18 protein-coding genes are annotated in these 24,908 nt (G+C 53.8%); 10 read left to right on the forward strand and 8 right to left on the reverse strand.

Annotated features, from left to right (window positions below):
- Positions 1 to 30: 30 nt before the first annotated feature.
- The 6 genes from NO877_RS15075 to NO877_RS15100 form a co-directional block, all read right to left on the reverse strand.
- Complete coding sequence (locus tag NO877_RS15075; RefSeq protein ID WP_256397177.1) at positions 31 to 1,302, reverse strand: hypothetical protein; 1,272 nt, start codon at positions 1,300 to 1,302, stop codon at positions 31 to 33.
- A gap of 351 nt (positions 1,303 to 1,653) precedes the next feature.
- The gene (locus NO877_RS15080) at positions 1,654 to 5,604 is read right to left on the reverse strand and encodes a helicase-related protein (RefSeq protein WP_256397178.1); all 3,951 of its coding nucleotides are present in this window, start codon (positions 5,602 to 5,604) and stop codon (positions 1,654 to 1,656) included.
- Between the two features lie 17 nt (positions 5,605 to 5,621).
- The gene (locus NO877_RS15085) at positions 5,622 to 8,510 is read right to left on the reverse strand and encodes a DUF1156 domain-containing protein (protein ID WP_256397179.1); all 2,889 of its coding nucleotides are present in this window, start codon (positions 8,508 to 8,510) and stop codon (positions 5,622 to 5,624) included.
- A 7-nt stretch (positions 8,511 to 8,517) separates the two neighbouring features.
- Complete coding sequence (locus NO877_RS15090; protein ID WP_256397180.1) at positions 8,518 to 9,159, reverse strand: DUF7680 family protein; 642 nt, start codon at positions 9,157 to 9,159, stop codon at positions 8,518 to 8,520.
- Positions 9,159 to 12,296: a DUF499 domain-containing protein gene (locus tag NO877_RS15095; protein ID WP_256397181.1), complete on the reverse strand. Its 3,138-nt coding sequence runs from the start codon at positions 12,294 to 12,296 to the stop codon at positions 9,159 to 9,161. Before NO877_RS15095 ends, NO877_RS15090 begins: the two co-directional genes overlap by 1 nt.
- A gap of 154 nt (positions 12,297 to 12,450) precedes the next feature.
- The gene (locus NO877_RS15100) at positions 12,451 to 12,678 is read right to left on the reverse strand and encodes a hypothetical protein (protein ID WP_256397182.1); all 228 of its coding nucleotides are present in this window, start codon (positions 12,676 to 12,678) and stop codon (positions 12,451 to 12,453) included.
- A 1,597-nt stretch (positions 12,679 to 14,275) separates the two neighbouring features.
- Here NO877_RS15100 and NO877_RS15105 point away from each other — a divergent pair.
- The 5 genes from NO877_RS15105 to NO877_RS15125 all read left to right on the forward strand — a co-directional run bounded on the left by NO877_RS15105 (position 14,276) and on the right by NO877_RS15125 (position 16,936).
- Entirely contained in the window at positions 14,276 to 14,911 is a 636-nt protein-coding gene (locus tag NO877_RS15105) for an IS6 family transposase (protein WP_256397183.1), read from the forward strand.
- A gap of 56 nt (positions 14,912 to 14,967) precedes the next feature.
- Positions 14,968 to 15,198 (forward strand): hypothetical protein, encoded by a 231-nt coding sequence (locus tag NO877_RS15110; RefSeq protein WP_256397184.1) that lies wholly within the window; start codon positions 14,968 to 14,970, stop codon positions 15,196 to 15,198.
- Positions 15,198 to 15,638, forward strand: a complete 441-nt coding sequence (locus NO877_RS15115; protein WP_256397185.1) for a hypothetical protein — start codon at positions 15,198 to 15,200, stop codon at positions 15,636 to 15,638. Before NO877_RS15110 ends, NO877_RS15115 begins: the two co-directional genes overlap by 1 nt.
- An 85-nt stretch (positions 15,639 to 15,723) precedes the next feature.
- The gene (locus NO877_RS15120) at positions 15,724 to 16,167 is read left to right on the forward strand and encodes a hypothetical protein (protein WP_256397186.1); all 444 of its coding nucleotides are present in this window, start codon (positions 15,724 to 15,726) and stop codon (positions 16,165 to 16,167) included.
- A 160-nt stretch (positions 16,168 to 16,327) separates the two neighbouring features.
- Positions 16,328 to 16,936: a DUF4352 domain-containing protein gene (locus tag NO877_RS15125; RefSeq protein WP_256397187.1), complete on the forward strand. Its 609-nt coding sequence runs from the start codon at positions 16,328 to 16,330 to the stop codon at positions 16,934 to 16,936.
- A 284-nt stretch (positions 16,937 to 17,220) separates the two neighbouring features.
- On the opposite strand, the gene NO877_RS15130 is transcribed toward NO877_RS15125, so the two are convergent.
- Positions 17,221 to 17,586: a type II toxin-antitoxin system PemK/MazF family toxin gene (locus tag NO877_RS15130; RefSeq protein WP_137708324.1), complete on the reverse strand. Its 366-nt coding sequence runs from the start codon at positions 17,584 to 17,586 to the stop codon at positions 17,221 to 17,223.
- A 9-nt stretch (positions 17,587 to 17,595) separates the two neighbouring features.
- Complete coding sequence (locus NO877_RS15135; protein WP_256397188.1) at positions 17,596 to 18,048, reverse strand: MarR family transcriptional regulator; 453 nt, start codon at positions 18,046 to 18,048, stop codon at positions 17,596 to 17,598.
- A gap of 434 nt (positions 18,049 to 18,482) precedes the next feature.
- Here NO877_RS15135 and NO877_RS15140 point away from each other — a divergent pair, with 434 nt between their 5' ends.
- The 5 genes from NO877_RS15140 to NO877_RS15160 all read left to right on the forward strand — a co-directional run bounded on the left by NO877_RS15140 (position 18,483) and on the right by NO877_RS15160 (position 24,419).
- Positions 18,483 to 19,709, forward strand: a complete 1,227-nt coding sequence (locus NO877_RS15140) for a tyrosine-type recombinase/integrase (protein WP_256397189.1) — start codon at positions 18,483 to 18,485, stop codon at positions 19,707 to 19,709.
- A 75-nt stretch (positions 19,710 to 19,784) separates the two neighbouring features.
- Entirely contained in the window at positions 19,785 to 20,480 is a 696-nt protein-coding gene (locus tag NO877_RS15145; protein ID WP_256397190.1) for a nucleotidyltransferase domain-containing protein, read from the forward strand.
- Positions 20,473 to 20,982, forward strand: a complete 510-nt coding sequence (locus NO877_RS15150; protein ID WP_195155682.1) for a DUF8154 family protein — start codon at positions 20,473 to 20,475, stop codon at positions 20,980 to 20,982. Before NO877_RS15145 ends, NO877_RS15150 begins: the two co-directional genes overlap by 8 nt.
- 113 nt (positions 20,983 to 21,095) lie before the next feature.
- Positions 21,096 to 22,502, forward strand: coding sequence for an OB-fold nucleic acid binding domain-containing protein (locus tag NO877_RS15155; protein ID WP_256397191.1), 1,407 nt, complete (start codon positions 21,096 to 21,098; stop codon positions 22,500 to 22,502).
- Positions 22,503 to 23,087: 585 nt separating this feature from the next.
- The gene (locus tag NO877_RS15160; RefSeq protein ID WP_256397192.1) at positions 23,088 to 24,419 is read left to right on the forward strand and encodes a Cdc6/Cdc18 family protein; all 1,332 of its coding nucleotides are present in this window, start codon (positions 23,088 to 23,090) and stop codon (positions 24,417 to 24,419) included.
- The last annotated feature ends 489 nt before the right edge of the window (positions 24,420 to 24,908 follow it).

A 24,908-nucleotide genomic window follows, 5' to 3' on the forward strand; every position in this document is an offset into this window, starting at 1 on the left:
CACATACCCGGATTCAACACTGGGTTTGTGTTAATCGAACCGGTTGTCGCGTGGTTCAAGATCGTTCAGTCCTGTGTACTGGTCCCGTTCGTCTTCACGTGTGAATTCGTGGAAGATCACGCGTCGTAACATCGTGAGAGCTGCTTCGTAACCTGTGAATAAGTCGTCGAACGGAACATTCACCCGGTCATTATGGACGACAGCGTTCCGTGTCCCGACATAGAAGTACGCGTTACTCCCCTCTCCTGATTCTTCGAATCCGGTTGAGAAATCTGCGAGGTCGTTAACTGGTACACTAAGTTCATCAGCAAGATTATCGATAACCTCGTCCGTGCCACTCCCGACTTCGTCACTGTACGCTGCGTACCGCCGAGCGAGCGATTCGATTCCTGCTGCGATTGATGCGGTTTTCGCGTTTACAGTCCGGTTCTTCAGTAACGCGTCAAGGTACCACGATAAGCACCGCCGGTACTTGTACTCTTCTTCACGGCGTACGAACTGGTCGTACGCGTGGTCGAGAAAAGCGTACGGATCGTTTGCTCTACTGATACTCCGGCCGGCGAATGCGGATCCGATGTCCGTCCGCCATGATCCAACCCATTTTTCGTACTGCCAGTCAGGTTCCGTGCCGTTCACGGCCGTGATCGTGGCTTTGACTGGCGCTGGTAGAACACCTTGTGTGAATGCGAGGAGCCACGTGACTGGTTCGAGTGTGGAAGTTGCGTGACTGACTTGCCGATCGGGCGGGCCATTAACTTGCTGCGTGATGCGTAGTTTCCCGGTGCGGAGCGGGCGTCGCCATTCTTTGATTTCCTCGATTCGGCCGTCAGTGTCCGGGAGTTCGTTTGCGTGGATTTCGAAATCTTCGCGTTCAAGGAGCGGTGCGTCGTTGCTGAGCGGGACGTACGCGGTCGGCGGATCGAAGTTCAGCATGTCGAACTGGATAGTGACGGGACTGTCGAGGATTATTGTCTCGTCAGGCGCGGTACTTGTCGTGACGGCCCCGGCTCGGAACCCGATTTTATCGTCTTCAGTTCCGTGTTGTTCACGAATGTTCGTTGTAATGTACCCGTCACTGATTGTTACATGCCCACCGGTTTCCCGGTCAGTTCCGGTTACGTCGAACGTTGATTGTGACTCCTCGTTCACAAGTTTTTGAAGCAGTTCCATCCCGCCGACATCGTTTATCTCTGTGACTGCACCAACGATCGACCCATCCTCAGTAAGCGTCACACGGATTGTATTGAACTCGTCGTGCCCGGTAATATCGATTGTTCTCTCTCCGATCGCATCACTGAACATCTCGTGTCTACGACTGAGTGTGTGCTGTAGTATCGTAAATTATGATGCCCTGACGCGCTTCTGGACGGCGGTACTGCCCTGTGACTGGTTACGTCCCCGAATCAATCCCCCCTGTGAATTCTTCGATTGTACTGGAAATCGTGTCAAGCCCCTACGCTAAAGAAGTACATCACGCCCGCCGTCCGGCCCCTCACGCCAGTAGGATCAACCTCGTATCCTTCTCGACCAAGCAAGTCAACAGCTAACTGTTCCAGTCTGGCACCGTCTCCGATACCGCGGAGATTTGCTTCAAGAGCAGTGTTTGGGATCTATTAGTTCATCTGGAGAGTCCATGCTTACAAAACTACCCAGCTACTGTGGCTGCTTTGTTGACTTCTCGCGGTTATCGAGGAATTGATCACACCACGCCGGAAGAGAATCCATCGGTCCGTTTTCAGTTACTGTCCCACTAACTGCAATCCGGGTGAACACACCGTCCCGCCCCCACGCACACACTACTGGCTCCTGGTCTTGATCGGGTCGAGTCACGATTCGCTCTTGGAATCGCGACGGCTCCTCAGTTTCATCCAGTAGCACTGTGAGGAGCTGTCCGAGAAGTGGATGACCTGGCGCAAGGTGCTGAACCGATGGGAACTCATCAGCACACACAGCTGAGAACGTCACCGCTACTTCATCAGCAGCAGTCGCAATTGCCTGTGCAATCGTCTGTTCCCCATCTCCAGCTGGAACCTCAATCGGTGCGTTGCCTACTGAGAGGCGATATGTACTGTCCGCAAAGTCGAAGTCCCCGTCATCGTACTCGAAGTCGATGTCGTGAACCGGAGTGAATTCGACACCGGCCTCAGCAAGCGCGTCGTTATCGACCAACACTGACTGGAGGCTCGGCGTCTCGAACGGCGGCTGATACTCGTATTCCTCCTCGCCGACGTCGACGAGATCCGGGTGGCTGTAGGATTCCCACGCATCAAGTTTTGCTTCGTCGACGACGTCCTGAGCGACGAGGTCGTCGACGTCCTCAAGTGACTCACCAACATCAACGCGGTCGCCCTGATTGCGTTCTTCGAGCTCTTCGGAGAACTCACGGTCAGCTGATTCGACCGCAGACTGGTCGTCAGCGCTGTCGGCGTTCAAGGTCGCATCCCGAATCTGTTGGCTGACGCCGGAGAGTATGGGTTGCATCTCACCGACGACGTTTTCGAAGAGGCCAATCCGGTCGTCAAGGCGATCATAGATGTCCGTCTCAACCGTATCCTCGTAGCTGTAGTTGAGAATACGGATTTCGTCGAACCGTTGGCCGATACGGTCAATCCGACCGATACGCTGTTCTACCCGCATCGGGTTCCACGGCAGGTCGTAATTGATGAGCGCCCCACACTCCTGGAGGTTTAGCCCCTCACTCGCGGAGTCGGTACAGACGAGGATATCGACCTGCCCATCATCACGTGAGAATTCACGCTTCACACGCTCTTTCCCGACGTGCTCCCAAGATTCGGTCTCAGGGTCGTACAGCTCGCCGCCACGACCGGAGTACGTCGCGATAGTCGCTCCGAGAAGGTCCGCGAGACTGTCCCGGATGAAGTCCATTGTGTCCGCGTACTGCGTGAAGACAATCACCCGGTTGTGGCCAGCCCGGTCCAGCTCGTCAAGGTCGTCGTACAGCTGCTGGATCTTCGGGTCTGTTTCAACCAAGTCTAAGTCGTTGACGAATGCCTCCAGGGCCTCAATTTCTTCCTCGATAAGCTGTTTCCCCTCTTCAGTCACGCTCGGGATGAGTTCAGAGAGGTCCAAGTCGTCGCTACTAGCGTCGAGTTCATCCAGAACGTCCCCGTCGTCGAGGTCCGCGTTTTGTAGCGTTTCGAGGACGACCTGCTCCGCATCACCATAGTCCCGATCACGGGCGCGCTCTCGTCCGGCAAGCACGGTTCGTTGCGCCCGGAGTGTCTCAAGCCGGTGTTTCAGACTCTGACTGATGGCATAGACACTCGACGTGAGTCGCTGCCGGTACGTGGTCATCACGAACCCAATGGCGCGTGTTTGGGCTTCGTCAGTCTGTTGGGCTCGCTTGTAGAACTCACGTGTATACTCGTCGATCTGGTCGTAGACCGCCCGTGCCTCCTCCGTGAGTTTGATTTTCCGTTGTTCGGGATTCCGGTTCGGAACGGTCGTATCGAGGAGACCGACAGCCTCGTACTTCCGGAGAGTATCCCGCGTATTCCGGTGGATGAGCGCATCGACGGGTGTAGACGCCGCGAGAACATCGCGGATGACTCGCCAACCGCCCGGGGAGAGTTCGTCAAGTGCGTCCTGTCGGTCACTGCGCGACGCCATCAACCACTCGTCGGCGTCTTCAGGATAGAGGAGACGTTTGAGTTTCGTATCCTCGCTCGCCTCGAAGCGGTCGATGTCATAATCTGCCATCGCGTCGTCAACATGGTCAAGATAGCCGTCGTAGGCGTCTCCATAAGCTCGTGCGAGCCGGCACGCGGTCAGCACACGCTCTTTGGCGATGGCACGGTCCTGTCTGTCCTCATTTATCTCGAGCTCGTCTGCAAGGTGCTGGAAGACTTGTGAAGAGAATGGTCGGTCCGTCGGGAGCCGGTCTTGATGTTCCAGTCCATCGAGCGTAGCTTGCGTGTTCCAAGAGGCCTCCGCTTCGTCGGATTCTGAACTGGGAGTGCCGAGAACTTCGTTTAGGGCCTGCGACAGCCCGTCTCGGGTTTCGAAGAACTCCATGAAGGTGTCACGGTTATCCCAACCAGCCGGAAGATCCAGCAGCTGCATCAGATCGTAGAGCTCGCCAGCGTGCAATTGCATCGGGGTAGCAGTCAGGAGGTAGTAGGCGTGCGTATAATCGCGAAGCTGTTCGAGAAGAGCGTAGAAATTACTGCCGTGCCGGGCGTTATGCGCCTCGTCGACGATGACGGCGTCCCACACACCCATCCGGTCTTCCGTATCGTGGTCACGTCCGCGACAGCTTGCCGGGATGACGTCCCGAGACCGGTCGGATACCCGGTCTAAGGGAGCGACCTGATCCCATCGGTCGTCGAGACGAGCAGTATGCCAGGACATAATGACGATCGTCGGCCCATCCAGCGGCGACGATGCGTCAGTATCAGTCGACTGTTGCTCGTAGAGGAAGCGCCAGATGGGACTGTCCACCCACTCGGCCTCGCCGGCGAGATCGAGGTCCGTCACCGATGGTGGATAGTGGTCGCGACCACGGACATCTCGGAATACGTGATCTCCCGCTGTGTCCCGGTCAAAGCGAACGGCGTTGATGTTGAATTTCTCCCAGAGCTCTTCTTGCCACTGCCGTTGCAGACTCGCCGGAACCAGCAATAGCCCAGTTTCAAGCTCGCCTGTAAGCCCTAGCCGGGAGAGTGTCAGGCCGGCCTCAATCGTCTTCCCAAGCCCCACCTCGTCACACAGCAGGAAGCTCTGTGGATAGGTGTTGACGAGTGTATCTGAAACCACTCGTTGATGTGGCCACGGGGTAATCGTGCTTGCTTCCTCGGCGAGTGCGAGGCCGCCGGGGGAGAGGGGTCCATCTTGAATGATGTTCGCCTTGTCCCGCTCCGTCGGCGGTGCTGTCCCGTTCGCGATCTGAATCGCTTCCTGGAGGTCGCTCTCGGTGTCGGGAGCTTTCCAGTCGATAATGTCCTCTTCGATAGCCTTCGGGAGGTCATACACTTCGACGAAGGGGTGTTCATCATTCCACAGCCGCTCGAAGGTCTCCTCGTCGCCGGCGACGTAGTCCGCCTGCTCAGAAACCCACGAACGGTGGACTTTAAACCGCTCGTAGTTGCGAGCCCAGCCGCCAACAGTCTCGTTGACGCTACCCTCGAACGAAATCGTGTTGCCATCGCTATCGTGGAAGAGTCCGACTTTCGGGTGGAAGATCTCCCAATCGTGAGAGGGAGAGCGAGGATAGGCGACCTTGATGTGGATTCGGTCTTCGCGGAGGAGACGCGCCAGAATGCGAAGGTTCGCATCCAAACGTTCGTCGTCTAGGTCCTCAAGGTTCTCTTCGAGGCGGTCGGTGAGCGTCTCAAGAACCGGTCGATCCGACTCGTAGAGTTCGGTGCCGACGATGAGCCGCATTTCGCCGTCGTTCTCGACGAGGGCGTGAACGCCGTTAGCAGCAGCCGCGAGTGCCGTACTAGAGAAGTAGCCCGCGATCCGGTCATACTGCTGGCTGCGTTCCAGTGCGGGCTCGTAGAAGTCCTTGACTAAGTGGGCTCGTCCCTGCTCGGGTTTGCTCTCGTAGATGGACTGCCACTCGCGTTCACGTAGATTAGTCATGCTGGAAGGGTTTTGAGTTAAGCGTGGTCACCGAGTTCGCTTTGTTCGAGTGTATCTTCTGAAGGGTCAGTAAAATCGGTGGGAGTGAACTCGAGACCGAGAGCGTCGTGGGTCCGACCAATGGCGAGGTCGCGAGCAGCCTCCCATTCCGAACTGTTCTGGGGAAGAACTTGCAAGAGAGCTTTCAACGTCGCCTTGAATCCCGCGTCGGTGTCGAAGTTTCGTTCTTTGAGCCAATCGATTGTGACGTCCTCGCCCTGTTTCTCGTAAACGTGCATCGCGGCGTGAACCGCATCAAGGGCGATGGTGTAGGACAGTGCTTCGGGATCAACCGGCGTCCGGTTGGATCTTTCTTCGGGTGGGAGTGTGATGTCTTGGACACGGTCTTCGTGGGTCTTTAGCTGGATGTCACCACGTTTCTTCCCCCAGATTTTCGTAGAGCGTTTGATATCGTCGATATCAACGCCAACGCCGAGGCCCAGCTGGTGACCATCATCGTAATGGAAAGTATCGGACTCGTGAACCAGCCAGGAGAGAATATACCACTCTGTAATGTCATCCAGGTCATCCAGTCGTTCGCCTTCAAGGTATTCCTCGACGAGGACTCGCGTAACAGCTTCGCGTGCTTCTTCTAAGGCTCGACGGGGAGGAATTTCGTTGTCCTGGTCGTCAACCACAGGGTACGCATCTGCGTAGACCTGTAGTGTCGGTCCGAAAGCGGAAATAATGACGTCTGTTTTCGTCAGAGAGAGGCCAGCATCTAGCAAATCTCTCGCAGCCTCTTTCGCTACCTCACGAGTCTCAGCACGAACATCGCTCCACAGGGTGGGGAGCTTTTCAGATTCTGTCTTGCTTTCGTGCGGCTTTCTCCCTGTGAGCAGCAGGGTACTGTCAGCTGAACCTCCACCACGGGTGTCGGTCCGCTGGGGCATCTCGCTGGTGATTGGATGGGTAGATGTGATTGTGAAGCCAGACCGGATCAGCGACTTTGTGAGCGTATCCCACGCACTAGATTCCTTGTGGGTGAACATGACGGTCATGACTCCGCCGGGCTCAAGAACACGGTAGAGCTCCTGGAAAATCTCGGCCATCTTGTTCTCGTAGTCCTCGGCAGCTAATTCGGACTTAGACTTGGAGTCCGAAGCGACCTCCTCGTATTCAGCTACATTAGCGACTGCCTCCTGGCTTTTATCAGTAAGATCGCCAGAGAAGACGTCTGGATAGATATCTTGGAGATATTCTTTGAGCCAAACATAGCTCATATCCGACATTTCAGAATAGATGATGCTATCGTAGTAAGGAGGGTCAATTACGATGGCCTGAATGGAGTCTGATTCAAACGATAGATCAGCAGCATCTCTTTGTGAGACTTGGACATCTTCCGCATCCTCATTACGGAGATAATCAGCTATCTCTTCGTAAGAATCCCTAACTCTATCAACCGTATCCAGATAGCTCTGGTTCCCCGCCGACGGGTTGTTTTCGACAAACGACCACTGGAGTGTGAAGTGCTTACCACCAAGGGCATTTCCGAGGAGGCCATTACTGATGTCTAATGGCGCAAAGCGAACATTTCGATCTACAGTCTTACCGGCCACTAACGCCAATACTGCCAGTATTCCCTCTGCTTTTTGCTTACTGTACTGTTCAAAGATTTCATCTTGGCACTGCTTGTAAGCTTGGAGGTACTCATATTGGGTGACCAGCTGTCTTGGTGTGAACGCATCCCTCCACTTTGTGACCCCATATGGTCCTGCACGGTCTTCGTCACCGATATAGCGCGGGACATCCAGAAGCGAGCTAAGTTCGAAATCAGATTCAATTCGATCGGCGGCCTTTGATTGGGCCTCGTAATCCTCTGGAATAGGCGCTCGCCAAGCGGTCCCTCCACTCGATTTCTCATATTTCACGCCGTAGATTTCATACTCAAATTCGTAATTGCGGATCCGGTCTTGAATGGTGTCGGATTCCATTACAATACCGCAATTGAGACATTCGGCCCCACTCCGAGTATGAGGGCCCTCCTGGGGGTTGTATTCTGACTTTTCAACGTCATCGGGCAATCTAACAACCTCGTACTCAATTTCGGTGCCATCATTGGACACAGAGGGGCGTGCTGCCACACCCTTTGAGGAGGATTGCTTCTGAAGCCACCACTTCTTCGTTATCGGGATATCGCAGCCACATTCTGGACAATCGACTGCGTAGGTACACGCATAGTGAGAAGGAGTCTGGCGTTCACCATCACTCGGGAAATATGGCTCAAGTTCCTCGCTAGCCAGATTATTAATTCGGTCAGCCCACTGGTTGAGTTCACTCTGAAGTGAACCAACGCTTGGCGCATACTCAAGAAGAACCTTGAGCATCACAGTCGGGACGGGGTTAAGTTCGTTTGCTGCTGTCGGCAGGCCGTAGCGAAGAGATTCAAACGGAATGACGCCCCCGCCAGCAGTCGGATCTAAGACAGTGGGTAGCTCTCCATCCCAATGTTCCCGAAGTAACTCGTGCATCTCCGCTTTCTCATCTGTTGTCGGTGTCCGAGTGTACGGGCGAGGATACCCGTAGTGGTCCTCTAAGTTTCCATCTCGGTCATCTTCAGTACGCTTCTTTTCTGCCACGTACTCTTCAATATCGACATCAATGTCGTCACGGGGCTTGATCTGCATCCAATCAAGCAGCGTGTTGGCGTCCACTTCTGGAGGGAGTACAGACGAAAGAATAGCGAGTCTAGAAGCGGGAGTCGGACGGCGAGCAAACCACGGGTGAAGGTACCGATGCGGAGGCATAAAGTAAGGATTGGCCTCTTTCAGATTCTCGATACCAACCGCCTTCAGGGGAAGGTTCCCCTCAATTGCGACACGCTTCAGCTCCGAATCGCTATCCTGACTTTCCGGGTTTTGACTCATAGTTAGATCACTTGATGTGGTCCGTCAGCAACACTCGAAGTGCCTTTTCACCGTTCGGACTCGACGGAGACCGACACTTTGCGTACCAGTAGTAACACTCCTCATCGCTCATCCGTGCAACACCTCGAGCCAGCGACCGCATCCGGTCGATACGTTGGATCGGCTTCACGCCACGGAAGGCAACAGCAAGCCGCACGCCTGCCGTCTCGGGTAGGAACACGAATCCAGCCCCCCCGGTGAGAACTTCTGATGAATCTCCTGGCGTGCCCTCGATCGCTTCCCGGACGACGTCCTGGAGCGCACGGACGCGGGTCGGGTCAAGCCGTGCGACCTTTGCGCCGGCCCACTCATCCCACGTCCAACCATCGAGCTTGGAAAGGAGGTCGTCGCCAGCGATGTCCGAGACGAGATCCTCGACTGGAGTGATACTCAGCGAACGACCATCCCGCTCCAAGCGATCACGGCGGGCTTCGGCCTGCTCGCGAGGGAGTAGTTCGTGGAGCGTCCACTCGCCGCCACCGTCTGTCTCTCGGCGGACGAGCGTGAACGTTGGGCGACCACCGAACATACTCGTTCCGTAGCGGACCAACCGATCCTCCTCTGTTCCCTCAGCAGGTGAGGTCGCAAAATCCGATCCGCGGCTCGCCATCAGACCGTCACCTCCGAACTCGCCCGAATCGGGCCACGACCCTCGACCCGGACGTCGATGTTGCCCGCATCGAGGTCATTATCGAGGCCAGCGAGGAGGTCATCGCCCGCGTCGGTGATCGGTTCGGGCTCGTCGAACTGGAAGCGGAACTGGATTGTTTCTCGATCATCGCCGAACGAGCCGGGCTGGTCGATCACGTCCCGGAATCGGCTCGGTGACCCTGTGAATTCGGCGCTGTACGTTCCGTCGTCAGTCCGGGTTTCGTACTCCATTCGAACCGTCACCGCGTCTTCACGGGCTTTGAATCCAGGGCGCTGACTGACGAACTTGGCCGCCTGGAAGGGATCATCCCCGCCGACCTGGATAGTCACCTCTTCAAGTAGTGGCGTCCGGTCCGTCCCGGCCTTCGATTCCGCATCACGCCGGACTTCCGAGAACGCCCGTGAGGCAGACATCATCTTCTTGCTCGCGTCCCAGGACTCGTCGGGCTGGCACTCCTGGCAGCGACCGCGTTCGTCCAGCAACTGCTCGCTAGCGACCTCTTTGCCGCAGGAACTACAGGTCGTATCAGACTGGTGTTCCTCACAGTAGTGGGGTTCGGTACCTTCTGGGTTTTCAATCTCCGTCCCACATTCAGCACAGGTAGCGACCGTCTGTTCTGGTCGGTCGATTTCGTCGAGATGGTCGTCGACAAGCGCGTCGATATCTCGGTAGACGACGAAGGCACTCCCGATCTGGACGTTGCTGTCCCGAATCGATGTCTCAACATCGGGGGAATCCACGAACGGTTCGGGGTGTGGCCACGCCTTAGGCTCTGTTGTCCCGGCCCAGTACGCAGTTCCGGACTCGCCATCCCAATAGGCGTACCCGTGATCACTAACGAGGGTGGAGACAGTCTCGCGAATCGGTTTCGTGCTGAAGAGGTAGTCCAGTCCGGGCTTCTTCGCGTACTGGTTGACCAGCGCGTCGGTGGACATAACGTCCTGAGTCTGTTGCCAGAGTTTCTGTTGAACGTGCGCGGATCCACGAGCACCGGCGTCGCGTTTCACGATCTTATCTTCGAGCGTTGTCTGAACAGCATCGACCAACGTCGTCCCGCCGTTAGATTCGGTCGCGCCGATGGTGATGTGAGTTAGCCCGTTCCGGTCTGGGTAGTAGAGGTGACGATAGACGTTCCGTACGAGCTCCCCAAGCATCAGCTGTGCCTCGTCGCTTCGCTCTCGGAGCTCCTCGATTTGCTCCGACGAGAGGTCGGCCTTCTGCTCAGGACTATCAAGTAAGGCCTCAATTGCTTCGAGACGCCGAGCCTCATCGATCGCTGCATCCATCCGGTCAGCGTCAGGAGCGAGGAACAGGGCGTAGTTTTTGTAGATACGCGTCTCTGTCTCCCCCTCGTGTTTCGCGGCTTGCTGCTCGTAAAGCTGGGTCACACGGCTTGGCGGCGTATCACCACCATCCTCGACAGCAGCGGTGTCCGGATGCATAACCGCGAGTTTCGGTGTGTCGGGTGTATCAGGTAAGTCCGCCGGCGATTCGGGGAACACGACTGGCTGGAAGCCACCGTCCCCAATCTCCTTCGAAGTGAGACGGTTCTCGAAACGCGAATGTGCGGTCGCTTCTGGAGTGGACTCTATCCGCTGATCGATGATTCGAATCAGGTTTGGTTCTTGCTTGAACCGGATTCGCTCTTCCTCGTAGAGGAAATAACACGCGACGTCCATGTCGTCGCCCCGGAGCGCAGATAGTGCGGCATCGTAGTCGTCGAAGTTCAGGTCCGGGTGGCCGATGGCGAGGTTCAAGTCGGCGTGTGTCAGGCCGGCTGCCTGCTCACCATACGCGAGACTGTGCCAGAGAACCGTCGTTGTCAGGTGAGTGCCGAGCGGTGGAAGACCGTTTTCGGTCCATTTGCGGTCCTCAAGTTGGGCGTGAGCAGTCCCGTCATCGTCGTAGATGTCGGCAGTGACTGCAGGGCCAAGATCGACAAAGTCAAAGAGCCGCTCACGAAGAATCGTCTGAACCCCACCACCGGGATCGTCATCGGCGACTGTAAGGTCGTAAATCCGAATCCAGTGACGGTCATAACTCTCCGGTTGGTGATTCCAGAGATAGTAGACAGCTCGCGCAAGCAAGCGGAGGGCATCACGAGTACGCTGAAACCGGGGGATTGTATCGATCTTGTCCGTGAGCGCATTAATCAGTGAGGGGTGGAAGGGGTACTCACGTGCAAGGACATCTACGTAGCCGGCGTCAGTTGCTTCCTGTGGATATTGACGATCTTCCTGGTCGTAGAACTGGAAGTAGGTGTCAGCGGCTTCACGAGAAGTATCGTCTGGAACCTCAGTAAACAGCCGGTGTTGTAGCACTTTACCGATCTCATTTTCACCCGTGGGGGTGATTGTCTTGTGTTGTCGGCGACCAATCTCGTTGACCTCCTCGATGTGGTCATTAACGCTGTCCCGAACCCGGTCGGCCTGCTCGCCGAATGCTGTATCTGCGATAGAGTAGACGACCGTCACGTTATCCGATTCGGAAGCTGCTTCAAGCAGCGCCATCACAAACGAAAGCGTCTGATCGGCAAGCGTTTTATCGCCGACAGGCATGCCGGCGGCCTTGTTCATGTAGTCAGCAATCTCGTCGATCAGGATCAGCGCCGGCTGGTCATATTGAGCGAAGAGCTTTGAAAGAGTACCTTCACCAGGAGCAGCCTGGTCTTGATCGTAGTCTTTGACAAACTCGTAGCCATCAAGACCGTAGAGCTGGTAGGCCAGTTCGCCCCACATTGTACGGGTGTTTGGAGCATTCGGATCGTCGTCAGCGTGGCGAGCATCTTTGCTGTCGGCTTTCGTCCCGATGAAAACGCCGGTCGCAATATCGAGATTATCAGCAACTGCGTCCTGGTAGTTGGACGCAAGTGTATCGTCGCCATCCAAAAGATAGTGTGAGAGATTCTTGATCGTGCTCGGGTTTTCCGCGAGGTGGTAGGCAGCAATCAAGTCGTGTGTTTTCCCACCGCCGAAGCGTGTGTCAAGACAAAGAATACTCGAGGTGTATGAACCGGGATCGTACTCTGTCGTCGCAAGAAACCGCCCGGTGAGGTTTGAAAGGAGTGTTTGCAGCCCCTCTGTGGGGTAGGTCATATCATAGAAAGAGCCGGAATCGCGGTAGACAGGGGCAGCATTATCGGGGTTGTGAACAACGGTAGATAGTTTTGCAGCAAACTGTTCCTCCTGAAGAGAACCGTCGAGCACATCCTCGCGAGGTTGGCAACTGTCGAACAGAGAGGGATACTCGCTACTCATTTATTTCCCCCGTAGATGATGATATATTGACTGGTTTGGAAACAATAACGAATTCTTCTTCGACACTATTCTCTATGATGGCTTTAGCAATTCCCTTCGACTCAGCGACATCTATCTTTATTGGATCGCCGACGTCAGCATCGAATTGAGCAAGTTCAGGACCAGACAGATTCACACGGCCTGATTGGCCGGTATTCTGTCCGATTGTTTTCTGAGTCATTTGATACATATATTACGTAATGGTGGCCTTATAACCTTTACTTAGTCTAAACCAGAACCAGTAACAGTGACTTAGCTGCTGATGTCCCCAGAAATCTTAGACGAGGAGTACAGCGTTGTTGACCGGATTATCGAGCTCTCATATACTCAGTATGCCACCTATAGTTCCAGTTGTTCTTCGAAGAATCTGATTGCGTAGATGAGTGCTGCGTCAGGGAATCCGACCTCGTTGAAAATCCGGCGGGCCAGGTTCCGGCCTTTTGGTACCTGGCAGCTGGGACGCCTTTTGTCGTACCGGAGATGGGTCATGGTGGTACAGCCGGGTATGTCAGGAGAGATTTTTGGTGCTTGGTAGGCCGGAGTCTTTTCTACCTCTACGGTTTCCATAGATTCTGTTTCAAGAGGCATTGTGATTTCTTCTCTCCGGCGTACTTCGTCGATTCTGCTGTGTAGGCCTCGAATGTAGTCCTCGCTGCTGGAACTGGATATTACGGCGTTCTCTGCGTTGTGGAACTGGGTTAGATTGATCTGGTCGACGACGTCAGGTCTTTGATCAGGACCTGTCTCCGGGAGTTGCTTTTGAACCTGTAGATCTGTGGGTCGTAGAGGAGTAGCATCGGTCTTTAGTTAATACTCTCAGTAATACTATTCTAGCACAGTTTCCGCTCGAATTCTACCCATTTACCCTCGCTACGGTAAGAAAACCTCGTTTCTAGGTTGCTTCATCGCTTGGTTTCGATGGATACGCTGTCCAACTCGTTCGATTAGTACTTCTCAATACTTCTGAGCATAATACTACAGAGAAATATTACTATCAGACTTAACTAAAGACGGATGATCTTATCCTCATATCGCATAGAGAGGACGCACGGGACGTTCATAAGGACGTTCGTATGCTATCCGATCTCGTCTATAAAGAGAGTGAGAAGACTGCAAAAATCTACGAAGGCGCTGATACAGACGACCCGAAGAAAGTTCTATCTCAGATCCCTCAGACGGATTGGGAGTACGACACTCTAGAAGAATCAGAATAGGAGTGGGATCTGGACGACCAGACTGAGGACGTAGATTGGGACGATTTCTGGGGCCAATGCCTCTTTGAGAAGGATAATGGAGAGCGTTGTAAGAATCAGAATGGATTGAATGAACACGGGTTCTGCGCTATCCACGACGATTCGGGTCAAGCAGAACGAGTTGAGGAAAATGAAGAGAAGATGATTGAATTCCTCCGTGAGACAGCTCAACGAGAAGCGAAGGAAGAAAACGAAGATCAATAGACGACGAAGGGTTAGCGGGTTTTCGCCGTTCAAAATCTCTTTTCCACCTTGATTTTGTACTCTCAGGCGTTCTCTATAGGTTCTGGATGGGGTTTCGGGAAAACGACCCGAAAACACCCTCTATATGGGCTATATTCCGACCCCTTCAAACAGCGATTTTAGAGAGTTGAGTATGGTAAGGAGCTTGGTCTGTTCACGCCCGCCCGCACGACCGCATTGGAGTGGGGGGTGGGTAGGGTAGGTATGTAAGATCGGTTGGAGTAGTAGAGACGGTGTTCAGATAAGGTTTGAAAAGTGAGGCGGTGCGTTTTCAAAGTGGTCATGCCCGAAAACGACCGCCTCAGCGGCTGTTTGGACAAGATCAACTTAGAGTTTGTGGAGCGAGAAGCAACACCGCGGCTGTTGATGAAGCTCAGTATTCAGCTCCATTTGGCTGGATTATCGCTTTCGAATACTGTTTCGTTTCTTGAGGTTTTCGGTGTTGATCGGGTTCGATCCACCGTTCATAACTGGGTTCATAAGGCCGATTTACAGCCGGAATCAGATCGGAGCCCGAATCACGTCGCGGTTGACGAGACTGTGATTCAGCTTAACGATGAACAGTATTGGCTGTATGCTGCCGTCGATCCCGACTCGAACGATTTACTACATACAAGGCTTGAGCCGACAAGAACGAACGTGATCGCCGATCAGTTTTTTGCGGAACTCCGCGACAAACACGATGTGGACGATGCGATCTTTCTCGTTGATGGTGCGGTTCCACTTCATCGAGCTTGTGAAAAACATGATCTCAATTTCAAATACGAACGACATGGAAATCGGAACAGCATTGAACGTGTCTTTCGTGAAGTAAAACGTAGAACTACCAGTTTCTCAAACTGTTTCAGCAACGCCGAAGCAGAAACAGCAAACGAGTGGCTCAGATCTTTTGCCTTCGCATGGAATCAGCTTATCTGAACACGAGGGTAGTAGATAGGCAAACCATTATGAGACACTACAAATAAACGGCAGATATGTCTACAGAGGAGCGTATCGAGGCTCGAATTGAATCTGAATTTGAAACCAAGCGTAAAAGCCCTCATCCGAACGGAGATTACACAGTAGAGGTATCTATATCGAGTGCTGGGCTTACTGTTGAGGAAGTTTTAGATCATGAATGGGTCAAAGATGCTTATTCAGAGACTGACGGAGAATATGCGGTTCATGTGAAAGCAGAATCTAATATATACGTGGCCTCGACCTGATGAGTTCTATTGTCGATTTTCTAAAGAAGGTATATCCTGACTTTGCCCAAGCTCGGAAGTTCAGACGAGATATTAGAAGACAATACAGGCAGAACCTGAAGGCGCTTGATAGAGGAGACGATGTTTCGTTGGTGATGGTGGGCGAGGATAAGGAGGATTATCTAACACGAAGAGCTGAAAAAGCCGCTGTGAATGCTGATCATCTCGTCAAAAAAAGTGGTTCTCAATCTGATCCATATGTGTATAGGATCACGTCCGATGAAGATGATGTGAGAGACGCATTCAACGATACAATCGGGAAGATCAATCGCCGAAATTGGGTGAGCTATGGAGTAGAATTCCTGTTCGTTGCGTTTGTTTTTCTGGTCTTTGCATTCTCGGTCTCGGTTGGTGCATACGGTATTGAAAACGTCGTAGACTGGATCCAAGGGGCTGTCTGACGACTACTATCTACAGATTGAATTTTTGAGGTAGAACAGTTCAATCCATCTGGAGGTTTAAATGCGATAGCGCACAACGTAGCATATGACGAAAGAACAATACAAAGTCGAATGGTTACTCAAAGGAGCTGGAGAGCTGTCTGAAGAGGAGAAAATCGAACTAATCGAAGACCTAGCAAAGGAACTCGATGCAGAAGACGAGATTGAGTACGGCGGTCAATTCAAACGAAAATCTCTGTCAACCTTCGATGTCTCTGTAGGAATTCTACTTGTTAGTAGCCTCAACACCCTCATTAACATCTATAAACTCTTGCAGGAACGAGATGATTCTAACATTGGGATACGGCAGGTCAATAACAAGATGATCTTTATCAATGAGATTGATCAGACTATAATCGAGGAGAACAACGGCACTGTCCTCGCAAACGTCGATGGGGATGTATTCTACACCTCACCTGATGACATGGAAGACGAGATCGAACTAAAAAAGAAACTACGAGAGATGAGAGAGGAGGAGGACGAGGAGTAGATCCTATTCCAATAGGCGAGAGCAATTATAGAGGAGAAGTGCAAGCTGTTCTTCCTCCGTCATCTGTTTGTGATATCGTTCGAGTGTGAATAACTGGAGTAGATAACAATCGGATTAGGTATGCCCTATCTTTTTATACCTATGCTCACTCAACTGGCATATGGACAGAAGACAATTCATCGTCACCTCCGGTGTGGTTGGGATTAGCGCCTTAGCAGGATGTTCTGGAGATGGTGGCACAGATGATGGAGGAAGTGATGGAGGCAGTAACGATGGTAATAATGACGGGAGCGATGGAGGGAGTGATGGTGGAGATGAGCAACAGACACTCACACACGATATAGGAGAAACATTCACTGTTGGCGACGGAGCGCAGGAAATTCAATATACCGTGAATGATTATTCAACTATTGAAGACTACATTGGCTCTGGCCCTGATCTTGGGTCTACTCCTGACGGGATCTTCCTCGTGGTCAACTTAGACATGGAGAATGTCGGTGACGAGTCTCTGGACATCACCACAAACTTTCTGAAGGTGATTGATGGAGAGGATCGAACATTCGATGCAGACACAGAAGCAGGTATTTACGCTGACCAAGACAGCCGGATATCAGCAGAACCGATTTCGTTCGATCAGCTACAGCCGGGCTTGTCGGTCACACGCTCTGTGATTTTTGACGTTCCTTCTGGCACATACCGATTTGCGGCACAACCCGCAGGTATATTCTCTAATTCAGACACTCACTACGTCCCTCTTGGCGATGTATAGATAGAGTAGGCGTTTCGGATTATCCTGTATTTTCTGAAACTCAACGCCGAATAGACCCATCTACCCTACCCCTCGACCCTCCAAACTCGCCTCAAATTTCGCAAAATCTCTCAACCGACGAAAAGACTATTACCAATAAAGATACATTAATTATTTGCTATGTCAAAAGAACTTAGAGACTGTTCTAAGGAAGAGCTGGTAACAGAACTGGTGAATAGATATGTAATTCACTCGACGTTTCTCCCCGAAATCCACGATAAATGTCAGGTAGACGATACGGCTTTTCACGTTGACGGCGGACACGGTCGAATCATATTGTCGACAGCGTCTGAGATGAGGTCCATACCTTCGTCGGTGAGTCGTCCCCGTGGAAGAGTATCGTCTATACTGGAGAGAGAGATCGTGTAGATCGCCCACGGGAGGACGTACGTAGTCTTCTTGAGGTGGGCATTGTTGATGACATCGTTCGGGAGAACAGGCGTTGAGTGCTTGTACCGCTCGTCGGCCTTCGTGCCGAGACAAACAACAGTTGCTTCCTCTTCCAGGTAGGGCCGGTCAGCATCTGAGATAACAACGACAGGCCGTGGGTTCGTATGAGCTCCCGTCGGGTCAACCGCAAAGACGAGACTGCCCTGAAAATACCATGTCATATCAAGTCGCTACGCCTGCTCGGAGTCGTCGACGCTCTCAATCCAGTCTTCGGGTACAGGTTCTTCATCGGCACCGCTGTGCTGTCTGGTCTCGGAGTGTGCGTCGCTCGTGGGGTGGTCGTCCGTTTGTTCGATATCGTCAGGAGTGAAGTCATCGTCGTAGCGGTCGGTAAGAGCCTGGACTTGAACGAGGCCGCGGGCGAATCGCCGGAGGTCATCACGGCCCTTGAGGGCGTGGTAGTAGCCGTCAGCGGTCTTGCCGATGTCGCCGTCGTTGAGAAGACGGGTGAGCGTGCCCGTGATACTTCCCTTTGGGATGTCATCAAGTCGGTTGTGGATCTCAGAGGGGGTGAACCCGTAGTTGGGATTCGTATAGAGGACGCGGATAATAGCAGCCTTGTTCGTACGCGGGTTGATATGGACGTCGTCGGATGGGTCGTGAGTTCGAAGGTCGACAGGCATGGTGGAAGCCTCTTTGTAGTTGACTGTAGGCGATTGTAGGTGATAACTGTTTGGGAAGGTGAGACGCTGAGAATCAACCACGCTGTACGGCATCCTCCGAAGCGCCTGTTGGCAATCAGGCCAATTGCGAGACGCACCATCTGTCGTCTGGTTGGTGGTTTGTAGAAATCCAAACGCCGAATCTGTGAAAAAAATCGAGGAGATATTCTGTATAGCGAAATACACTTTAAAAGATGTGTTTGTTAGCTCACACAGCCTGTGCGGGGTGATTTCGCCGGAATTGGTGAATAGAGCACTACTTATGATTACTTGGATAATCAGAAGTAGTTTGAAGTACCCCGACGCCGTCACACAAACACGAAACGTGATCTCCAAAGAGAACAGGCCTCTACCCCCGGATTTCGACCGAGAAGCTACCCCGGCGGTGATCCGAGATGCTTAGTGACTCAGGAGCTGGGGGCAGCCTTGACGAGACGTTCACTCGCTACTTTCAGGATATCGGGAAGGGTCGAGGCAGCAGCGGGGGCCACTACCGGCGAAACAGCAAGCGAGAGTTAGAACGGTTCGTTGAGTGGGCAGCTGGCGAGCGAGGCCCCGACGAGTGGACCGGGATTGTCCCCGACGACGCCGATCGCGACCCGAAGTTCGACGACCTCTCCGAAAGCGTGTTTCGCGAGTACGCCCGTCACTTAACGAGTGACCGGGGTCTCAAGCAAAACACTGTCCAGACCTACTACGCTTACCTCTCAGCGTGGTGTGGTTGGTGCGTCACCGAAGGATACCTCGATACGCACTTCGCGCAGCGGGCGAGCGCGACAGCCCCCTTGCCCGATGACGACGGCCGGAGACCCGGTGATCAACAAGCGTGGACATCCGACCAGCGACACACCCTCACCCAGTACGTCGACGACGCCGCCTATGAGGCGAGTGAGAGGCTTTCAGAAGTCCCAGCCGATGATCCCGATGCGAAAGCTCGCGCCCGCTACAAAGCTCTTCGAGCAGCTCGCGATCGCGCACTTGTCTATCTCGTCGCCTACACGGCAATTCGCATTGGTGAGTTAGTCCGTGATGGGAGCGACCCCCGCCGTCGAGGAGTCCGCTGGGAGGACGTTAGCCTCAGCGACGGGAGTATCGACGTCTACCGGAAGAAGCAGTCATGGGACAGCGCGAGCCTCCCAGATCCCGTAATCGAACCACTACGCCTCTACAAACGGCGTCTCGATCCTCCCTCTGACCAGTGGGCGGTGTTTCCAACCCTCCACTTCGCGACTGTCTCGAAGCAGGTCAAAGAGGAATTGGCGAATAGAGGGCTCGACGAGGAGGAAATCTCCACTCTCCGTGAGGACAGTGACTACGATATCTTCCTCGCACTCTCAAAGAACATCCGCGTCCCCTCGATCACGACAGACGGCGCTCGCGGTACGCTGAAACGGATCACTGAGGACAGCGACGTGGACGTCGAGCATTCAAAACACGAGTATCTCGCGCCACACGGGGGACGTCGGGGGATGGGAGAAGTCCTAGTGCGAGCATTCGGCTACACGGTCGCTGCTCGATATCTAGACAACTCCGAGGAGATGGTTCGGAAACGGTACTCGCACATCGAAGCAGGCGAGCTCGGCGATGCCGCTGCCGAGGCGATCGAAGACATCGACGGATAGCTGGATTCGATAGCTCATAAGTACAGCCCGCATTTCCATATTAACTTTATATAGTAGTGAGCCGTAGCATGGCACATGAGCCATGAGACGGAATCGAGCCCCGAACAGGGTGTGTCCATATCCGTTCCAATACCCGCCTCAGACGCGGATTTATTCAAAAGCAAGGCAACGGACGACATCTTGCTATTTTTAACGAACCACCGATTCAAGCAGTTCTCACAGCGCGAGGTGGCTGACCAGATTGGCCATTCCCAACAGACAGTTCGGAGAGCGGTCAACACCCTCGTCAAGAACGGATTAGTGGTTGAACATCCTGATAACAACCAGCGGCTCGTTCAGATCAACCGAGAGCGACTTGCTGTGCCGGACGACCCGCTCCTCCGAATACCGCAACCAGAGTTCCAGAAGCCCGTGAAGGCCGCCGTCGACGAACTCACTGACCGTCTCAACGGCGTCATCGGGATCGTCCTGTACGGAAGCGTGGCGCGTGGCGAAGCCGATCGGCGTAGCGACATCGACCTCTGGGTGCTCACCACGAACGAACGAGCCCCAAACCAGCGGGAGGCGAACGCTGTTGGTCGCGACCTCGAAGACGCCGAGTTCGACGGCAACAGGTATGCGTACGACATCGACGTTGAAGCGGTCCAAGCGATTCCCACGTATACCGACGACATCCGGGAAATTGTCGTTTCAGGTATCCCGATCTACAGCACTAACCAGTTTGAGACGGTCGAAAAGCTCCTTCTCGAGGAGGGTGGTAGCGATGAGTGAGCGGTCTGACCCAGGTGACATCCTCGATGCCCTAGAACGGGCACAAGACGCCTTCGAGCTGATAGGCCGTGGTCGAGCAGAGTTCGAGGACGGGATTAGTGCCGACGAGGACTGGAAGACCCAGCTGACGAAAGCGTGCCGGCTTATTGAGGTGACAAACACCCTTCAGACGGAGGGAGACTACTACACAGCGATCATCGAGGTGAGCTTTGGAACCATAGAGAGATCCATCGAAGCGTACGCGCTCGCGATGTCGGACGATGATCTTGAGGACTTCCAAGATCACGAGTTCAGCTACAGACGCGCACACGAGATTGGTCTGTTCACCCAAGAAACGGCAGAAGACATGGAGGATCTGTATAGCGATAACCGAACAGAGAGCTACTACGGAGGCGGGAGACCGACAGAAGAGCAGGCAGACGCAATGGCCGAACTTGCTCTCGCAGTCCACGAATTCAGTGTGAACCAGATTCGGGAAGGGGGAGTCTGTCTCTGTAACTGACGGGCGATCCGTCTTTGCCGTATATGGCATATCACTATATGCTATTTCGGGGGGTGGGTGGGGTTGAGGAGGTATATTTTTAGCCACCGGGTGAGTCCAGAGTGAGTATTAGTATGAGTGGTGTTAGAGACGTATTCGATGAACTCAACACGGAAATCCCCTTCAGTGAGTTCGAGGAACTGGTCGAGAATAAGGTAGACGAAATGAGCGGCCTCGTCGACGAACACGCCGCCGCCATCCTCGTCTCTCAGGACTTCGATCAGGGGAAAGTCGAGAGCATCGAGAACCTCACGACGGCGATGGACAGCGCCGAATTCACGGCGAAGGTCACATCAGTCGGCCAGCTCCGGACCTTCGAGCGAGAAGACGAAGACGGGGAATCTTCCCAGGGACAGGTCTGTAACGTTGAGGTTGGAGACGAGACCGGGCACGTCACGCTCGCGTTGTGGGACGGGATGGCCAAGGCAGCAGCGCAGAACCTCGAGGCCGGCGAAGTCCTCGAAGTCAAAGGATACCCGAAGGACGGCTATCGTGGTCTCGAAGTCAGCGTGAAAGATATCGAGCGAGTGTCCGATGACGGGATCGACATTCGGACGTTCGACACCTACCAGATCGACGATCTCCACACCGACCTCTCCGGCATCGACGTGACGGGACTGCTCCTCGACACCACTCCTCTGAAGACCTTCGACCGCGACGATGGATCGACTGGTCAGGTCGCAAACCTCATCCTCGGAGACGAGACCGGGCGCATCCAAGTCGCACTGTGGGACGACAAAGCAGAGGTCGTCGACGATTTCGAGATCAGCGAAGCGGTCAAAGTCTCCAACGTGAACGTTCGCGAGCGAGATGAGAAGCTCGAACTCCATGCCGGGAGCTGGTCTACCGTTGAAGAGGTAGACGAGATCATCGAGTACCGCCCGAACACGACCGACATCAAGAACATCGACGACGGGGTTGTGACGATCGCTGGGGCCGTCAGCGATGCTTACGACAAGGACAGCTTCACTCGCGACGATGGATCGGAGGGCTCGGTCCGCAACATCGTCGTCGAGGACGGCACCGGGTCGCTCCGGGTCGCTCTCTGGGGCGACAAGGCTGACAGAGATATCGAACACGGGGACGAACTGCTCTTAGCCGACCTCTCGATTCAGGAAGGGTTCGAAGGCGGCACCGAGGGATCGGCCAACTGGAACTCCAGTATCACCACCATCCGGAAGGCGGCCGACGTCCCGAAACGAGAAACTGAGGCACCGACGGAGAAGAACTCCCAGGCCACCGGCCTCAACGAGTACGACAACGATGAGTCGGCAGCAGACGATCACGACGAAGACACGGACGAAGACGGGGAGACGATCGAAGTCACCGGGACCATACTCGGAACCGGGGAAACTGCCACCCTCGAAGCCAACGACGAGCAGCACACTGTCGTGACTGATGAGGACCTCCGACTCGGTCAACAAGTCACCGTACGGGGCGCGGTCAAAGATGGAGAGCTCCACGCCGAAGAGATATTCTAGCCACTCGAACCACCACTCTACCTCTGAAGACACACCGATTTTCCAGTGTTCTCCCCTGTGTCCATTATTCACAGACCCCCCACACCGTTTTTCCAGTGTTCTTTGCTTCTCGACACACCGTTTTTCCAGTGTTTATCGTGTCAACGGGTCACAGAGCAACCACACCGTTTTTCCAGTGTTCTTTCCCACGTCCATTATTCACGGGCCCCCCCCACACCGTTTTTCCAGTGTTCTTTTCCACATCCATTATTCACGGACCCCCTCCCCAGATTTCGTCTGTTCTTCAAGCCATCCATTATTCATTGACCCCCACACCGTTTTTCCAGTGTTCTTTTCCACAATTCAGCTAATACAGCCTCTATAGAGGCAGACTCCGATCTACGCCCCGATTCCACCTGGTGATAGGGACACACCGTTTTTCCAGTGTTCTCAACGAATCCATTGTACTACCCACCTCTATGCCACGACCCATTCTCGTCGTGAGTGATTGATGTATCTCAACTGTCTCTCAGAACGTTCCACCAAGCACATGAAACGTGGGAAACAGTGGAAACTACTAAGTCGAGTGGGGTTGACGAATCTCGCATGACCGATTCCGTATTCGACTCGAAATCAGAAATCATCGAGAACGCGGAGGTGTTCGAGGAGGATTATACGCCGGACGAGATTCTCTGTCGGGACGAGATGATGAATGAGTACGTGAAGGTGCTCAGGCCCATCTACAAAGGTCGCCCTCCGAAGAACGCCTTTCTCTACGGTGACACGGGTGTCGGTAAGACGGCAGTGACTAAGCGGCTCACCGACCAGCTCATTTCAGACATCAAAGAGCAGAAGGACGACCACACTCTCGTCGCGAACGAATTCTCAATTGTAAGCGACACGGTTGTTCTCCCCCACGAGGTCACCGAAGACGACGACGTCGACCTCACCATCATCCAGTTAAACTGCCAGAATCTGCCAACGAAGAGCGACACCAATTCCTCCTATCAGGTCGCGATCGCGATGGTGAACGAGATGAGGCATCAGGAAGATAAGATCGCCACAACGGGATACGCCCCACAGGCGGTCTACAATATGCTCTATGAGGAGATCGACCGTGTTGGCGGGACGTTCCTCGTCATCCTTGACGAGGTTGACGCCATCGGTAGTGATGATACCATACTCTATGAGCTGCCCCGGTCCCGTTCAAATGGAGACATCCACAACGCCCGGATAGGCGTGATCGGGATCAGCAACGACTACACGTTTCGGAAAAACCTCTCTCCGAAGGTTCAGGACACGCTGTGCGAACGCGAAATCAGATTCCCGGCATACGAGGCCCAAGAGTTGGGGGATATTCTCGCGGCCAGATGTGAGGTGGGGCTTGTCGATGGATCGTATTCTGAAGAGAACCTCAGGCTAGCCTCTGCTTTAGCCCGTCGTGATTCCTCTGGGAGTGCCCGGAAAGCAATCGATATCATAAAACGAGCCGCCGAGATCGCCGAGGACGAAGGAGCGACAGAGCTCAAAGACACATACATTCGCGAGGCGCATGAAGACCTCCAGCAGGGCGACATGGTGTCTTCAATCACTCATCAGGACAACCACAAGCTGATCGCCCTCGGCGCACTAGCCGAAGCGGAACGTCTCGGTCAGACGCCGATCCGAACCAAAACATTCCACGAAGCGTATCAGAAATTCGCGGAAGGGACGAACACAGAGCCATTGACGCTGCGTGGGTTCCATAACCATCTAAGCCGGCTCAGCATGTTCGGGTTCGTTGAGGAGCTCACGAATAATGAGGGGAGGAAAGGGGGCCGGTATAATGAGTACCAGTTCTCTGAGGATCTGTCTAAAGAGACCGTGAAAGAGGCGTTTGACACGATGAACGACATCAACTGGGTCACGATTCGTATTAGACCAGGCGCGGAGGGGTAACCCTCCCCCTGCGGTTTTCCAGTGTTCTTCCTCGAGTTGACCGTACCACCGTCCAGTTCGGGGGCCGGTCACCCACACCCCCACACCGTTTTTCCAATGTTCTTCGCCGTATCGCGGTTTTCAGACGAGTTGAAGACACCCCGTCTCCTGTTATAAATAAGACGATCTTAAGGGAAATCTACGCAGACAATACCCGCTACGTCTGTCTATCTCTCTATTATTATATTGCCTATACAATAAAATATATAATATAGTTATTGAGTGAGTGGCATACAGTAGAAGACACCCTTTGTTTGAGAACACTGGAAAAACGGTGTGGGAGGGTAATCGATACGACAGTGCTTCTGTCCTTGTGAGATCGGGATCAGACCACCGTTCGCTTCGTTTGGAGTGTCCACCCGATATCGTGAGAACACTGGAAAAACGGTGTGGGAGGGTAACCGACTAATCGAGGATAGCACTCGAAATACGGTGTGTACGGTGAGACAA

The sequence above is a fragment of the Halohasta litorea genome (genome assembly GCF_024494645.1).
GTDB lineage: Archaea > Halobacteriota > Halobacteria > Halobacteriales > Haloferacaceae > Halohasta > Halohasta litorea.

Coding starts and splice junctions, on each gene's coding strand:
- NO877_RS15125 (WP_256397187.1), top strand. CDS start 16,328: ATGGACAGAAGACAATTCATCGTCACCTCCGGTGTGGTTGGGATTAGC.
- NO877_RS15075 (WP_256397177.1), bottom strand. CDS start 1,302: ATGTTCAGTGATGCGATCGGAGAGAGAACAATCGATATTACCGGGCAC.
- NO877_RS15130 (WP_137708324.1), bottom strand. CDS start 17,586: ATGACATGGTATTTTCAGGGCAGTCTCGTCTTTGCGGTTGACCCGACG.
- NO877_RS15150 (WP_195155682.1), top strand. CDS start 20,473: ATGAGTGAGCGGTCTGACCCAGGTGACATCCTCGATGCCCTAGAACGG.
- NO877_RS15155 (WP_256397191.1), top strand. CDS start 21,096: ATGAGTGGTGTTAGAGACGTATTCGATGAACTCAACACGGAAATCCCC.
- NO877_RS15090 (WP_256397180.1), bottom strand. CDS start 9,159: ATGGCGAGCCGCGGATCGGATTTTGCGACCTCACCTGCTGAGGGAACA.
- NO877_RS15120 (WP_256397186.1), top strand. CDS start 15,724: ATGACGAAAGAACAATACAAAGTCGAATGGTTACTCAAAGGAGCTGGA.
- NO877_RS15100 (WP_256397182.1), bottom strand. CDS start 12,678: ATGACTCAGAAAACAATCGGACAGAATACCGGCCAATCAGGCCGTGTG.
- NO877_RS15145 (WP_256397190.1), top strand. CDS start 19,785: ATGAGCCATGAGACGGAATCGAGCCCCGAACAGGGTGTGTCCATATCC.
- NO877_RS15095 (WP_256397181.1), bottom strand. CDS start 12,296: ATGACCTACCCCACAGAGGGGCTGCAAACACTCCTTTCAAACCTCACC.
- NO877_RS15105 (WP_256397183.1), top strand. CDS start 14,276: ATGCCCGAAAACGACCGCCTCAGCGGCTGTTTGGACAAGATCAACTTA.
- NO877_RS15080 (WP_256397178.1), bottom strand. CDS start 5,604: ATGACTAATCTACGTGAACGCGAGTGGCAGTCCATCTACGAGAGCAAA.
- NO877_RS15085 (WP_256397179.1), bottom strand. CDS start 8,510: ATGAGTCAAAACCCGGAAAGTCAGGATAGCGATTCGGAGCTGAAGCGT.
- NO877_RS15135 (WP_256397188.1), bottom strand. CDS start 18,048: ATGCCTGTCGACCTTCGAACTCACGACCCATCCGACGACGTCCATATC.
- NO877_RS15140 (WP_256397189.1), top strand. CDS start 18,483: ATGCTTAGTGACTCAGGAGCTGGGGGCAGCCTTGACGAGACGTTCACT.
- NO877_RS15110 (WP_256397184.1), top strand. CDS start 14,968: ATGTCTACAGAGGAGCGTATCGAGGCTCGAATTGAATCTGAATTTGAA.
- NO877_RS15160 (WP_256397192.1), top strand. CDS start 23,088: ATGACCGATTCCGTATTCGACTCGAAATCAGAAATCATCGAGAACGCG.
- NO877_RS15115 (WP_256397185.1), top strand. CDS start 15,198: ATGAGTTCTATTGTCGATTTTCTAAAGAAGGTATATCCTGACTTTGCC.